We start from the raw sequence: 12624 nt of genomic DNA on the forward strand, positions 1-12624 counted from the left end.
GCTTTTGATCGTTCAGAGCGGCTTTGCTGTATTAAACCTGATGGGTCTGCTGCAAAACGTGCGTGGCTCTCGCCTGAGCTGAGCCGTAGTTGAGGCTTCCGTTGGGTCAGAAGGCGTCGGCGCGGATGCCTGTCAGGAAGTCATTCCAACTTTTCGAGGTGAAGGTGAGCATCGGGCCGTACGGATCCTTGCTGTCACGGACGGCGACGAGGTTCGGCAGGTTGGTGGCCACTTCTACGCAGTCATTTCCGCCAACGCTGTGGCTGCTCTTGCGGAATTCGGCACCGAACAGATCAAAGGTGGTCATGGTGACTCCTTGCTGTGGAGGGGAAGGCCACGGATTGAGGACCACGTCATTTCGGTAAGGCTTGCTCAAGGTTTGGGTCCCTATGCACTATCTCTCCATCGACGTTCTCCAATGCGTCAACTTGGGCGGGTGCCTGTCGTCAGGGCGTGGAGTTCGCGAGCGGCGGGTAGGGTTCGGGCGCGTTCGGGGAGGGCGATTACGACCTCCCGCATGATTTTGCGTCTGGCGGTTGTGGTGGGAAGGGAGGTCGCGATGTTGAGAGCGTGATCGAGCCCTTCGGTCACATCTCGCTCCTGGATGAGTCCCCATGCCTGGATGAGGCCGATGTTGGCCCTGCCTCCGGCCTTCTCTCGCGGGCATGAGGCGAGAGCCTGCTCAAGTATCGGCAGCGCCGACTTCCCGTCTCCCAGCATGGAGAGCACAAAAGCTTCGGCGTACTGTGCGCTTTCCAGAGGCAGGCCCCACACGGAGATGGGTTCATCGGTCACGGAGGAAGGAAGACGCTCGTAAACACCCTTGAAATCGTCGAGGGCCTTACGGGCAGGGGCCATCCGCCCGGTTGCGGCGAGAATGCGGCTCCGCGTTTTCAGTGTCTGTGCCAAGCCGAGGCATGGATGGCCGTTGGCGAGATGGAGGGCTTCCTCGATCAGGACATCCGCAGCCGGTCCAGGACGATGCATGTAGAACGACTGGGTGGCCTCTTCCGCGCGTATCCACACGCTCAACTCACGGTCGCCGGAGGCGTCGGCTGCCGACCGGGCCGCACGCCATGAACGCCAGCATGCGCGAGGACTGGAGGTTTCAGCCAGGTCGAGGGCCATGAAGGCCGCCAACTGAGCGTAGACGCGCAGCAAGGTGGTGTGCTCGGCCAGGGTCGGAGCGCGTGTCAAAGCCTGTTCAAGGCTACGGATGTCGCCTGCCAGGTCGACGATTCTGGAAGCCGGTGATTCGGTCCACACGCCTTGTGCGTAGTCCCACGCGATCTGCTCCCAGTCGCTCACGCTGTTGTCGGCCGCGTCCGTGACCCGCCACAGGCCCGCGTGGAGAGCGCCTACGGCGGAAGCGGGGATGCCGGCACCGGCACCCATCATCGCTAAAAGCTGGAGGAGAGTACGGCGCTCCACATCATCCTCATTACATAGTGAGGTGCCTGTTTCCACCTTACTTACCCGGAATCGGTCAACTTCCACGACGAGGGTATGAAGCTCTGAGATCTGCCCATTCGCCGCTAATGCCGTGTCGATTGCCCGGACGTTGGTGGTGTCCAGGCGTGAGGCGGCACGCTCCCAGGCGGAGATCATCGTGTGGTCCACGTGGATCATCGCGGCGAGATCGCGCTGCGAAAAACGGGCATTTTCCCGCCAATGGCGAATAGTGCTACCAAGCAGGTGCCAAGGTGAATCAGCGGGATTAACCGGCTGGGACGTACGTGGCATTTCGCACTCCGGGATTGGGGAGTTTGGGGGGTGTGCCTCTTCCCCCAGTAAATCTCTTGGATATCTCGTTGGCCAATTCCACTATTACATGGACACGGCGAAGATCCCCGTGGAATGGCGGAGCCCGCCACGGCACTACACGCCGGAACGGGCCCCTTGATCGGATGGAGGTCCGATCCATGGACGATGATAAATCAACGCCCCGCGAGCCGGTGATTTCCGGTTGGCGGGTCATTCTCAGTGACAAGGGGCGGTTGTGGGCGTCTCGTGTCGTTCCGTTCACCGATGCGGAGTTCGATGCCGGGGCGGCGCGTACGGTCGACGCCGACACTCTCGACGAGTTGCGGGAGGAGGTCGAGCGGCAGGAAGGTGCCGCTCGGCAGGTGAGCGGGCAGGCGGTCTCGTGATCCGGCGCAGGCCCGCGTCCGGCGGAGGGCGGCACCGCGACGGGATGGCTCCCGCCCTTGTTCCCCGTCGTACGTGGGATCACCGTGCCCGCGGTGAGGCGGAGCGGCTGGATCGCGAGTGGAAGGACTGGACCGTTTTCTACGGCACGCACTCGCGGTTGTTCTACGCGATTGCGGCCTGGCCGGTGCCCGGCCCGGTGATCCTCCAGGGGGCCACCGCCGACGATCTCGAAGCCCAGATGTACGGGATCGTGATGGCTCTGGCTGTCCGGCCCGAGGTGGAAGGCTCCGGTACGTCTCCCGGACGGGCGCGGCGGCGGTCTCGTGATCGTCGTGCCGACGACTCCCGCGAGCGTGAGCGGTGGTGCGAACCTTCCGGGATCGCTCGCGGGGCCGGAGGCGACTGGGACTCATGACCCCGGCCGCCGTGGCGGTGCCCTTGTCAGGGGTGGCGAGGGCACCGCTCCGGGGGCGGTCCGGCCCCGACCGGCGCTCCCTAAAGGACGGTCCGGTGGACGCGGGACGAGGCGTTCACCGGACCCTCGTCACGCGGGCAGGCCGAGTTTGCCGGCGAGGGCCTCCAGCAGTTCGATCTGATCGTCCGGGGAGACGGGCTTGAGGTTGAGGGTGAGGTGCATCTCGTCCGCGTCGGCTTTCGCGGCGCGTTCGAGGTCGTTCAGCATGGCGTCCGTGAACGTGGCGGGGGTGATCGGGGCGTCGGGGTAGGCCTGGATCGTGTTCACCACGACCGTGCCGGTGCCGCCCGCCTCCCGGTACCACTGGATCTTGGTCCGGGTCTCCTCCCAGTCCAGGGCCACGACGATGAAGCCGTCACCGACGCGCGCCGCCCGTTCGATGGTGTGCCGGGTGAGCGCGCCGATGAACAGGGGGATGGTGTCCCCGAACGGTTTCGGCCCGACCAGGGACGACGGGATCTGGTAGTGGCGGCCGTGATGCGTGACGGGATCCGGCCCCCAGCAGGCCCGCATCGCGGCGACGTGCTCGACGAACCCGGCGCCCCTGCGCGAGGCCGGCACTCCCGCCGCGACGAACTCCTCGGGAATGTAGTACGGCGGTTCCATCGTGCCGCCCCCCTGGCCGATACCGGCGTCGAGGCGACCACCGGACAGCCGGTCGAGGGTGGCCAGCCTGCGGGCGAGGATGACGGGCGACTGGAAGATCGAGTTGACGATTCCGGTGCTCACCCGGATCCGCTCCGTGTGGGCGGCGGCCCAGGTCAGGATCTCCAGCGAGTCCCAGACATGGGACTCGGGCAGGCCGGCGTCGTTGGTCCAGTCCGGTGCGGCGGGCATGAGCAGCCGTTCGCTGACGGACACGGCGTGGAACCCGAGCCGCTCCGTCGCCCGCGCCACGGCGACGACGGCGTCCGGGCCCGCGTACGGCCCGAAGTGCGGCAGGCTGACGCCGATACGGGGATGGTCCATCTCGTTCTCCGATGATCGTTGAGGTGTGTCCTTTCGATGAGTAGTCGGAGCGGGCATGAGATTTTTGCGGTCTCCCCGGGAGAGAGGTCGAAATCTCCGTACGGATTCGGCCGGGCGGCGGCAGAGGGCCGTCCTGCCTGGTGAAACGGGTGACCCGACCGGTCAGGATCGGAGAAGCGACCACCCCCGAGCCGCACCTAGCGTGAACGTCATGGACATCACCATTCACGCGAGCTTCCTCCCGCATGACGACCCGGACGCCTCCCTCGCCTTCTACCGCGACATCCTCGGCTTCGAGGTCCGCAACGACGCCGGATACGCCGGGATGCGCTGGATCACGGTCGGTCCTCCAGGCCAGCCGAGCACCTCCATCGTGCTGCAGCCGCCGGTCGCCGACCCCGGAGTCACCGACGACGAGCGCCGTACCGTCGTGGAAATGATGGCGAAGGGCACCTACGCCGGTATTGTCCTCTCCACCGACGATCTCGATAGTATTTTCGAACGGTTGCGTGCCGGTGGCGCCGAGATCAGTCAGGAGCCGACCGAGCAGCCGTACGGCGTTCGAGACTGCGCCGTCCGCGATCCCGCGGGCAACCTGATCCGTATCCAGGAGCTGCGCTGATCCCCCCGGGGATCGCAGCCAAGAACTCGCACAGCCGCCCCCGCAGACAGTTGGAGAGCCGATGAGCATGACCGAGAGGTCGTCCGAGCCGCACGCCGCCGACAGCCACGATCTGATCCGCGTGCTCGGCGCGCGGGTGAACAACCTCAAGGACGTGAGCGTCGAGATCCCGAAGAGACGGCTCACGGTGTTCACCGGTGTCTCCGGCTCGGGCAAGAGCTCTCTGGTCTTCGGTACGATCGCCGCCGAGTCGCAGCGGATGATCAACGAGACCTACAGCGCCTTCGTGCAGGGCTTCATGCCGACGCAGGCGCGGCCCGAGGTCGACGTCCTCGAAGGGCTGACGACCGCGATCATCGTGGACCAGCAGCGGCTGGGCGCCGACCCCCGCTCCACGGTCGGCACCGCCACCGACGCGAACGCGATGCTGCGCATCCTCTTCAGCCGGCTTGGGCAGCCGCAGATCGGCTCGCCGCAGGCGTTCTCCTTCAACATCGCCACGGTCCGGGCGAGCGGTGCGATCACGGTCGAGCGCGGTGCCCGTAAGACCGAGAAGGCGACCTTCACCCGTATCGGCGGCATGTGCGTGCGCTGCGAGGGCCGGGGCGCGGTCTCCGACATCGACCTCACCCAGCTCTACGACGACTCCAAGTCGCTCGCCGAGGGGGCGTTCACCATCCCCGGCTGGAAGTCGGACAGCTTCTGGACCGTGCGGGTCTACGCCGAGTCGGGGTTCGTCGACCCGGACAAGCCGATCCGCGACTACACCAAGAAGGAGCTGCACGACTTCCTCTACGGGGAGCCGGTCAAGGTGAAGGTCGACGGCGTCAACCTCACCTACGAGGGACTGATCCCGAAGATCCAGAAGTCGTTCCTGTCGAAGGACCGGGAGGGGATGCAGCCGCACATCCGGGCGTTCGTGGACCGGGCGGTCACCTTCACCACCTGCCCTGAGTGCGACGGCACCCGGCTCAGCGAGGCGGCGAGGTCCTCGCGCATCGGCGGGGTCAGCATCGCCGACGCGTGCGCGATGCAGATCAGCGACCTGGCCGGATGGGTACGCGGCCTGGACGAGCCCTCGGTGGCTCCGCTGCTCGGCACGCTGGCGCACACCCTCGACTCGTTCGTGGAGATCGGGCTGGGTTACCTCTCGCTCGACCGGCCCGCGGGCACGCTGTCGGGTGGCGAGGCGCAGCGCGTGAAGATGATCCGGCACCTCGGCTCCTCGCTCACCGACGTCACCTACGTCTTCGACGAGCCGACCATCGGCCTGCACCCCCACGACATCCAGCGGATGAACAACCTGCTGCTGCGGCTGCGGGACAAGGGCAACACGGTGCTCGTCGTGGAGCACAAGCCGGAGACGATCGTGATCGCCGACCACGTCGTCGACCTCGGCCCCGGAGCCGGTACGGAGGGAGGCACCGTCTGCTTCGAGGGCACCGTCGAGGGGCTGCGTTCCGGTGGCACGATCACCGGCCGTCACTTCGACGACCGGTCCACGCTCAAGGAGACGGTGCGGACGCCCAAGGGCACGCTGGAGATCCGCGGCGCCGACCGCCACAACCTCCAGAACGTCGACGTCGACATCCCGCTCGGGGTGCTCGTCGTCGTCACCGGCGTCGCGGGGTCCGGCAAGAGCTCGCTCATCCACGGGTCGATCCCCCGGGGCGCGGGGGTGGTCTCGGTCGACCAGAGCGCGATCCGCGGCTCGCGGCGCAGCAACCCGGCGACGTACACCGGCCTGCTCGAACCGATCCGCAAGGCGTTCGCGAAGGCGAACGGCGTGAAGCCGGCGCTGTTCAGCGCGAACTCCGAGGGCGCCTGCCCCGAGTGCAACGGCGCGGGCGTCATCTACACCGACCTGGCGATGATGGCGGGCGTCGCCACCGTCTGCGAGGAGTGCGAGGGGAAGCGGTTCCAGGCGTCGGTGCTGGAGTACCGCTTCGGCGGTCGCGACATCAGCGAGGTGCTCGCGATGTCGGTGGTCGAGGCCGAGGAGTTCTTCGGCGCGGGCGAGGCGCGCACCCCGGCCGCGCACGCCATTCTCGGCAGGCTCGCCGACGTCGGGCTCGGCTACCTCAGCCTCGGTCAGCCGCTCACCACGCTGTCCGGCGGCGAGCGGCAGCGGCTCAAGCTCGCCACCCACATGGCCGAGAAGGGCGGTGTCTACGTCCTCGACGAGCCGACCACCGGCCTGCACCTCGCCGACGTCGAGCAGCTGCTCGGCCTGCTGGACCGGCTCGTCGACTCCGGCAAGTCGGTCATCGTCATCGAGCACCACCAGGCGGTGATGGCGCACGCCGACTGGATCATCGACCTCGGTCCGGGTGCAGGCCACGACGGCGGCCGGATCGTCTTCGAGGGCACCCCCGCCGACCTCGTCGCCGCCCGCCCCACCCTCACCGGCGAACACCTCGCGGCCTACGTCGGCACCTGACCGGGAGAACGCGGGCACCTGATCAAGGGGAACGTCGAGCGCCGGGAATTCGGGGCGCTCGGGTCAGGTGCCCGCGGTCACCGCTCTGAGTCCTTCGAACGACTCCTTGACGAACTGGGAGAGGTCCCCCTGGCCTGACTGCTCGACCCAGAGGCGGGTCGCGATCTTGAAGACGGCGATGCCCGCCTCGGCGGCGAGGTTCGCGCAGGCGTCCTCGACTCCGCGTTGCCGCAGCGCGTCGGCGAGGGTGGCCGACAGCGAGGCGAGTTTGATCAGCTCGCGTTCCTGCAGCTCGGCGCTGGCGGCGATGATGGTCTGGCGCCGGAGGGTGTACTCCCGGCGTTCCTGGAGCACGGCCGCGGTGGCCTCGATGGCCGCCGCCACGGCTTCTATCGGGGCGGCGGACTCGGGGGCCTGGGTGACCGCGTCCGTGAAAAGCTGCTGCAGCAGGCTCGGACACGAGAACAGCACTTCGCGCTTGTCCGCGTAGTGGCGGAAGAACGTCCGCTCGGTCAGCCCCGCCCGCTGGGCGATCTCCGCGACCGAGGTGCGTTCGAAGCCGCGCTCAAGGTAGAGGTCCAGCGCCGCCTGTTCGAGCCGAGATCGTGCGTTCGGCTCCCATCTTCCCATGTCGGGCAGTGTACCCGATGGCAGTGGCTGACATCGGTCGGCGTCGCGTGACGACAGTCGCTGACATTGTGTGCCGTCGGGTGATGACAGCGGCTGACATCGGTTGCTACGGTGTGATGGCAGTGACTGACATTAGTCGGCCGTCCGACGCGTCTTTGCCGCGCGAGGGCGACCGACCCGGGCTGGAGGCATGACTCATGCGCGTTTTCGTCACCGGAGCATCCGGATGGATCGGCTCCGCACTCGTTCCCGAACTCATCGACGCGGGTCACCGGGTCGTCGGGCTCGCCCGTTCCGACGCCTCGGCCGCCGCCCTCACCGGGGCCGGGGTCGAGGTGGTCCGCGGCACGCTCGACGATCTCGACGTCCTGCGCGACGCGGCCGCCGCCTCGGACGGGGTGATCCACCTCGCGTTCAAGCACGAGAGCGCCTTCACGGGAGACTTCCAGGGCGCCGCCGACGCGGACCGCCGCGTCGTCGAGACGTTCGGTGAGGTGCTCGCCGGGTCCGCCCGGCCGTTCCTGCTCGCCTCCGGGGTGCTCGGGCTCAGCCCGGGCCATATGGCCACGGAAGAGGACGTGCTCACCCCCGAGGCGTTGCCCGCGGGCCTGGAGAGCGGCCCGCGGACCCGGCTGAGCACCGCGCACGTCACCCTCGCCCTCGCCGACCGGAACATCCGCTCGTCCGTCGTGCGACTTCCGCCGACCGTGCACGGCGAGGGCGACAACGGGTTCATGACGGCCCTGGTCGGCGTCGCCCTCGACAAGGGCTTCTCCGGCTACGTCGGCGACGGCTCCCAACGCTGGCCGGCCACGCACCGCCTCGACGCCGCGCACCTGTTCCGGCTCGCCCTGGAGGGGGCGCCGCCCGGATCGGTCCTGCACGCGGTCGCCGAAGAGGGCGTGCCGATCCGCTCGATCGCCGAGGTCATCGGCCGCCACCTCGACCTGCCGACCCGCTCCGTCCCCGTCGACGACGCGGCCGGACACTTCGGCTGGCTGTCATGGTTCCTCGCCACCGACAACCCCGCCTCCGGCGAACTCACCCGCGAACTGCTGGGATGGCAGCCGACCCAGCCGGGCCTGATCGAGGACCTGGAGAAGGGCCACTACTTCAGGACCGGCGGGCCCGCGTAGCCTCGGCCCTCCCGGTCAGGACCGGCAGGCCCGTGTAATCTCGACCCTCCCGTTCAGAGTCGACGGGCCCGCCGGCCTCAGTCCTCCTGTTCAGGGCCGACCGGTCCGTTTACCTCAGCCCTCCGGATCGCTCACCGAGATCGCGCCAGAGGGGCAGAGCTGCACGGCCCGGCGGACGGCGGCGTGCAACTCGGGCGGGGGCGTCTCGTCGAGGAGCACGACGGTGCCCTCGTCCTCGCTCTGGTCGAAGACCTCGGGCGCGGTGAGCACGCACATGCCCGCTCCGATGCACCGCGCCACGTCCGTGGTGACCTTCATCTCGCCTCCTACCATCTGACCGGCAGCTCCCGTACACCGTAGATGGACATCTTCTCGCGCATGGGGACCTCCTCCGCCGGTACGGCGAGGCGCAGGCCGGGGAAGCGGTCGAACAGCATCGGGAACGCGGTGCGCATCTCCACGCGGGCGAGCTGCTGGCCGAGACACTGGTGCAGTCCGTGGCCGAACGTGAGGTGCCCGGCCGCGGGGTTGGTGATGTCCAGGTGCTCGGGGTCGGCGAAGCGGGCGGGGTCGCGGTTGGCGGCCATGAGCGAGAGGGTCACCGGGTCTCCCGCCTTGATGAGCCGCCCCTCGACCTCGACGTCCTCCAGGGCCGCGCGGAGCGGGCCGACGTGGATGATCGTGAGATGGCGCAGCAATTCCTCGACCGTGTTGTCGATCAGCGAGGGGTCGGCGCGCAGCGCTGCGAGCTGGTCGGGGTGCTGGAGCAGGGCGAACGTGCCCAGGCCGAGCATGTTCGCCGTCGTCTCGTGTCCGGCGACGAGCAGCAGGAACCCGACGTTGCCCAGTTCCTCGTCGGTCAGCTCGCCGCCCTCGATCAGCCCGCTGAGCAGGTCGTCGGCGGGGTCGGCCCGCTTGGCCTCGATGAGCCGGGCGAAGAACGCGCTGAAGCCGGCGATCGTCGCGCGGATGTCCTCGACGGAGGACTCCAGGTTCAGCAACACCGCGGTGGACCGCTGGAACTCGTCGCGGTCGGCGTACGGGACGCCGAGCAGTTCACAGATCACCAGGGAGGGGATGGGCAGCGCGAACTCCTTCACCAGGTCCTGGGGAGGCCCGGCCTTCTCCATCGCGTCGAGCCGCTCCTCGGTGATCTCGCGGATCCTCGGCTCCAGCTGCTTCATCCGCCGTACCGTGAACTGCGCGGTAAGCGGCTTGCGGTAGCGGGTGTGGTCGGGTGGGTCCATCCGGATGAACATGCCGGGGTCGGCCGGCCGGCGCATCTCCTGCATCAGCGGGAAGGGCACGGGGATGTGCAGCAACTCGCGCCGGGAGCTGAAGCGGGGGTCGGCCAGGATCGACCGTACGGCGGAGTAGCCGGTCACGAGCCAGCCCGTCGCACCGTCCGGGTAGACCATCGGGGTGATGGGTCCCTCCTCACGCAGCGAGGTGAGTCGCTCGGGCGGTTCGAAGGGGCTGGGACGTCCGAAGGGGAAGGTGACGGCTTCCTGGTGGGCCTGGGCTTCCGGTTGGGACTGTGCCATCTCACGCTCCTTTGCGGTGACGTGCTTCGTCCCATCCAGAAAACTACATCAAATGCAAAGTTTCAATAGATGCAAAGTATGGTCTGATGTACTAAACTGCCCGCATGTGTGAGGTTCTGGGCTTGCGCGAACGCAAGAAACTGCGCACCCGGCACGCGCTCATCGCCGCCGCGCTGAAGCTCTTCATGGACAAGGGCTACGAGCAGACCACCGTCTCGGAGATCGCCGCGGCCGCCGACGTCTCGACGCGCACCTTCTTCAGCTACTTCGCGAGCAAGGAGGACGTGATCTTCTGCAACTCGCGCGACGGCATCGAGCGCGTGCTACGGGTGATCGCGGAGCCCCGTCCTGGAGACCGGGCGATCGACCTCCTCGCCCGCGCCGTCGAGTCCGGCTTCTCCGCGATCACCCTCGACGAGCAGCTCCAGGGCGAGATAGGCCCGATCAACCACCTCGTCATGACCGTCCCCTCACTGCGGGCACGCGGCCTGCTGCTCCTCTTCGAGAGCCAGCGGGAGCTCGCCGAGGCCCTGCACCAGGCATTTCCGGAGGAGCTGAGCCTCATCGAGGCGTCGGCGGTCGTCGGCGCGGTGATCGGCGGGGGCAAGCTCGCCGCCGTCGTCAGCTTGAGCAACGGCGCCTCGGCGGAGGAGATGCTGAAGGCCGGCCGCGAGGCGACCCAACTCGTCATCTCCGCCCTCCGCACCGCCTCCACGCCGCCGCTCTGACCACGCCTCCGCCTTCGGCCCCCGACGATGACCCGTACACCTCGGACCGGCCGGTCTTCCCCGGGTTCCTTCAGGGGGAGAGGTCGGCTGTTCTCGCGGTGAGGAGTGTTCCCCGAAGGTGCCGGGGTGGGCATGAGTCCCGGCATCTTCGCTATTCGATGGCAGCCAGGTCCACGACGTACATCTCCTTGCCGACCTGATAGGCCATCAGCCGGTCGAAGCCGCCGTCGGGTATGGTCATCACCCCCTGTTTGTCCTGCCGTACGCCCAGGTCGGCGGAGGTGCCGGTAAGCGCGTCGTGGAGGACGACGCCTTTCATGAGCGTCCCCTTGTAGAACCGCTCCAGGCCAGGATCGTCACCTACCTCGATCACGGAGGGCAGCGTCTGCTCCCGGGAGCCGTCGCGGTCGCGGGCGAAGACGCGCGGGCCGGGCCCGCCGGACGAGCTGTGGCCATAGCATCGGTTGACGCCGCACCTGACGAACTTCTCGCCGGGCCTGACGACGGCGTCGCGCCGCTCCCGCGTCTTGATATTGAACAGCTTGGCGAAGACGGCCTGTTTGCTGTGGGAGCCGACCCAGGGCCACCGCAGGAGGTGCTGTCCTTCGGTGCCCGGCACCAGGTGCGGAGTGCCGCCGCGTAGCGGTGCCGTGTACACCCCGCCGCTCTCGCGGGAGAAGACCACGTCCGAGCCCACCACTTCCAATGCCCGGATGTGGCCCTTCTTCATGACGTCCTCCAGCGGGACGTCGGTCACCTTACGGGGAGTGCCGCCGCCGACGGGCACCGTCCAGATCCGCGCGACCCGCTGCTTGCCCGGCTCCTTGTACGACGCCCACCAGGCGATGTTTCCGCCGTTCACGGTGACGTTTTCGGCGATGAGCGTCGAATTCCGGCTCGGGAACTCGGCGATCCGCCGGAGCTTGCCGCTCACCAGGTCGTAGCTCCACAGGAGCCGCCTTTTCTCGGCGCCCACTCTCGTTATGACGAGCAGCGTCCGATCGTCGAGAAGCAACTGCGGATGGTAGACACGGCCATCGGGCAGCCTGGCCGGGATCTTGTGCAGGGCCTGCGGCCATACCCGCTCGATGTGCGGTGGCAGGTCGTCATCCCATCCCGGGATCGGCGGTGGCGTGGATTTCTGAGCATCCGTGGCGTTCGTCGCGGGCTGGGGTACGGCCGACGCGCCCAGGGTTCGTACCGCCGTACCCGCTCCACCGGCCACCACGACCACGGCCACCGCCGCGAGTAGCGCGGCGGGCGCCCGCCGAGGCCGACGGCGTTCCTTGACCGCCGCCGACAGCCTGACCCGCGCCTGCTCGGGCACCTGCTCCGCCGCTGCGGACAGGACGCGGCTCAGCTTGTCTTCGATCTCGGTCATCGCTTGCCCCCGTAGACCTTCGGTGAGGTGGAGATGGCGGATCGCAGCTTGTCCAGACCCCGGGAGACCTGGCTGCGCACGGTCCCCTGGGAGATGCGGAGCACCTCGGCGATCTCGGCGTCGGTCAGCTGTTCGTAGTAGCGGAGCACCAGCACGGCGCGCTGTCTGCGGGGCAGCGCGGCCAGTTCTTTCCAGAGCCCCCGGTCCTCGTCGGACGGGAAGACCACCTCCCAGGTCTGCTCGGGCGGCTCCCCGGTGAGATGCTCGCGCCTGCGCCGGCGCCAGATGCTGATGTGCAGCCGAGCCATCGTCGTCCGGGCGTAACCGAGCGCGTCGGTCTTGCGCCGCACCCTCGGCCAGGCGGCGCGTAATCGGGTCAGCGCCTCCTGCGTGAGGTCGGCGGCGTCGTGGGGGTTGCCGGTCAGGACGTACGCGTAGCGGAGCAGCGCCTCGCCTCGTTCGACCACGAAGTCGTCAAAGCCGGGTTCGTCGGCCAACTGTCGTCCTTTCTGCGTCGTTACGGCCTAGACGGCGCAGGGACCGGAATT

14 protein-coding genes are annotated in these 12624 nt (G+C 68.1%); 6 read left to right on the forward strand and 8 right to left on the reverse strand.

The window, feature by feature from the left end:
* Positions 1-106 precede the first annotated feature (106 nt).
* Positions 107-307: a DUF397 domain-containing protein gene (locus ACFY3V_RS28595; RefSeq protein WP_389777819.1), complete on the reverse strand. Its 201-nt coding sequence runs from the start codon at positions 305-307 to the stop codon at positions 107-109.
* Between the two features lie 116 nt (positions 308-423).
* Positions 424-1743 (reverse strand): helix-turn-helix domain-containing protein, encoded by a 1320-nt coding sequence (locus ACFY3V_RS28600; RefSeq protein ID WP_389777821.1) that lies wholly within the window; start codon positions 1741-1743, stop codon positions 424-426.
* A 179-nt stretch (positions 1744-1922) separates the two neighbouring features.
* On the opposite strand from ACFY3V_RS28600, the gene ACFY3V_RS28605 reads away from it, so the two are divergent.
* Together ACFY3V_RS28605 and ACFY3V_RS28610 are read left to right on the forward strand one after the other, a co-directional pair.
* Positions 1923-2150, forward strand: a complete 228-nt coding sequence (locus ACFY3V_RS28605) for a hypothetical protein (RefSeq protein ID WP_389777823.1) — start codon at positions 1923-1925, stop codon at positions 2148-2150.
* A 44-nt stretch (positions 2151-2194) separates the two neighbouring features.
* The gene (locus tag ACFY3V_RS28610; protein WP_389777825.1) at positions 2195-2566 is read left to right on the forward strand and encodes a hypothetical protein; all 372 of its coding nucleotides are present in this window, start codon (positions 2195-2197) and stop codon (positions 2564-2566) included.
* Positions 2567-2695: 129 nt separating this feature from the next.
* On the opposite strand, the gene ACFY3V_RS28615 is transcribed toward ACFY3V_RS28610, so the two are convergent.
* Positions 2696-3595 (reverse strand): TIGR03619 family F420-dependent LLM class oxidoreductase, encoded by a 900-nt coding sequence (locus tag ACFY3V_RS28615; protein ID WP_389777827.1) that lies wholly within the window; start codon positions 3593-3595, stop codon positions 2696-2698.
* Between the two features lie 211 nt (positions 3596-3806).
* Between ACFY3V_RS28615 and ACFY3V_RS28620 the strand changes: the two genes are divergently transcribed.
* Complete coding sequence (locus ACFY3V_RS28620) at positions 3807-4217, forward strand: VOC family protein (RefSeq protein ID WP_389777829.1); 411 nt, start codon at positions 3807-3809, stop codon at positions 4215-4217.
* A gap of 61 nt (positions 4218-4278) precedes the next feature.
* Positions 4279-6657 (forward strand): ATP-binding cassette domain-containing protein, encoded by a 2379-nt coding sequence (locus ACFY3V_RS28625; protein ID WP_389777831.1) that lies wholly within the window; start codon positions 4279-4281, stop codon positions 6655-6657.
* 63 nt (positions 6658-6720) lie between these two features.
* On the opposite strand, the gene ACFY3V_RS28630 is transcribed toward ACFY3V_RS28625, so the two are convergent.
* Positions 6721-7287 carry a TetR family transcriptional regulator gene (locus tag ACFY3V_RS28630; protein WP_389777833.1) on the reverse strand — a complete coding sequence of 189 codons (567 nt, stop codon included), beginning with the start codon at positions 7285-7287 and terminating at the stop codon, positions 6721-6723.
* A gap of 197 nt (positions 7288-7484) precedes the next feature.
* Here ACFY3V_RS28630 and ACFY3V_RS28635 point away from each other — a divergent pair, with 197 nt between their 5' ends.
* Entirely contained in the window at positions 7485-8423 is a 939-nt protein-coding gene (locus ACFY3V_RS28635; RefSeq protein ID WP_389777835.1) for an SDR family oxidoreductase, read from the forward strand.
* A gap of 114 nt (positions 8424-8537) precedes the next feature.
* On the opposite strand, the gene ACFY3V_RS28640 is transcribed toward ACFY3V_RS28635, so the two are convergent.
* Together ACFY3V_RS28640 and ACFY3V_RS28645 are read right to left on the reverse strand one after the other, a co-directional pair.
* A complete protein-coding gene (locus ACFY3V_RS28640) occupies positions 8538-8741 on the reverse strand; it encodes a ferredoxin (protein ID WP_362897877.1) in 204 nt (67 codons plus the stop codon).
* An 8-nt stretch (positions 8742-8749) separates the two neighbouring features.
* The gene (locus ACFY3V_RS28645) at positions 8750-9967 is read right to left on the reverse strand and encodes a cytochrome P450 (protein ID WP_362897875.1); all 1218 of its coding nucleotides are present in this window, start codon (positions 9965-9967) and stop codon (positions 8750-8752) included.
* Between the two features lie 104 nt (positions 9968-10071).
* Here ACFY3V_RS28645 and ACFY3V_RS28650 point away from each other — a divergent pair, with 104 nt between their 5' ends.
* Positions 10072-10695 carry a TetR/AcrR family transcriptional regulator gene (locus ACFY3V_RS28650; protein WP_389777838.1) on the forward strand — a complete coding sequence of 208 codons (624 nt, stop codon included), beginning with the start codon at positions 10072-10074 and terminating at the stop codon, positions 10693-10695.
* Between the two features lie 151 nt (positions 10696-10846).
* Here ACFY3V_RS28650 and ACFY3V_RS28655 read toward each other — a convergent pair whose 3' ends face one another.
* Positions 10847-12076, reverse strand: a complete 1230-nt coding sequence (locus ACFY3V_RS28655) for a hypothetical protein (protein WP_389777840.1) — start codon at positions 12074-12076, stop codon at positions 10847-10849.
* On the reverse strand, positions 12073-12573 hold the full coding sequence (locus ACFY3V_RS28660; protein WP_389777842.1) for a SigE family RNA polymerase sigma factor: 501 nt from the start codon (positions 12571-12573) through the stop codon (positions 12073-12075). Before ACFY3V_RS28660 ends, ACFY3V_RS28655 begins: the two co-directional genes overlap by 4 nt.
* Positions 12574-12624 lie beyond the last annotated feature (51 nt).

The organism is Streptosporangium sp. NPDC000095 (genome assembly GCF_042899335.1).
Taxonomy (GTDB): Bacteria; Actinomycetota; Actinomycetes; order Streptosporangiales; family Streptosporangiaceae; genus Streptosporangium.

Coding starts and splice junctions, on each gene's coding strand:
- ACFY3V_RS28625 (WP_389777831.1), top strand. CDS start 4,279: ATGAGCATGACCGAGAGGTCGTCCGAGCCGCACGCCGCCGACAGCCAC.
- ACFY3V_RS28645 (WP_362897875.1), bottom strand. CDS start 9,967: ATGGCACAGTCCCAACCGGAAGCCCAGGCCCACCAGGAAGCCGTCACC.
- ACFY3V_RS28635 (WP_389777835.1), top strand. CDS start 7,485: ATGCGCGTTTTCGTCACCGGAGCATCCGGATGGATCGGCTCCGCACTC.
- ACFY3V_RS28600 (WP_389777821.1), bottom strand. CDS start 1,743: ATGCCACGTACGTCCCAGCCGGTTAATCCCGCTGATTCACCTTGGCAC.
- ACFY3V_RS28610 (WP_389777825.1), top strand. CDS start 2,195: ATGGCTCCCGCCCTTGTTCCCCGTCGTACGTGGGATCACCGTGCCCGC.
- ACFY3V_RS28630 (WP_389777833.1), bottom strand. CDS start 7,287: ATGGGAAGATGGGAGCCGAACGCACGATCTCGGCTCGAACAGGCGGCG.
- ACFY3V_RS28620 (WP_389777829.1), top strand. CDS start 3,807: ATGGACATCACCATTCACGCGAGCTTCCTCCCGCATGACGACCCGGAC.
- ACFY3V_RS28640 (WP_362897877.1), bottom strand. CDS start 8,741: ATGAAGGTCACCACGGACGTGGCGCGGTGCATCGGAGCGGGCATGTGC.
- ACFY3V_RS28595 (WP_389777819.1), bottom strand. CDS start 307: ATGACCACCTTTGATCTGTTCGGTGCCGAATTCCGCAAGAGCAGCCAC.
- ACFY3V_RS28605 (WP_389777823.1), top strand. CDS start 1,923: ATGGACGATGATAAATCAACGCCCCGCGAGCCGGTGATTTCCGGTTGG.
- ACFY3V_RS28650 (WP_389777838.1), top strand. CDS start 10,072: ATGTGTGAGGTTCTGGGCTTGCGCGAACGCAAGAAACTGCGCACCCGG.
- ACFY3V_RS28615 (WP_389777827.1), bottom strand. CDS start 3,595: ATGGACCATCCCCGTATCGGCGTCAGCCTGCCGCACTTCGGGCCGTAC.
- ACFY3V_RS28655 (WP_389777840.1), bottom strand. CDS start 12,076: ATGACCGAGATCGAAGACAAGCTGAGCCGCGTCCTGTCCGCAGCGGCG.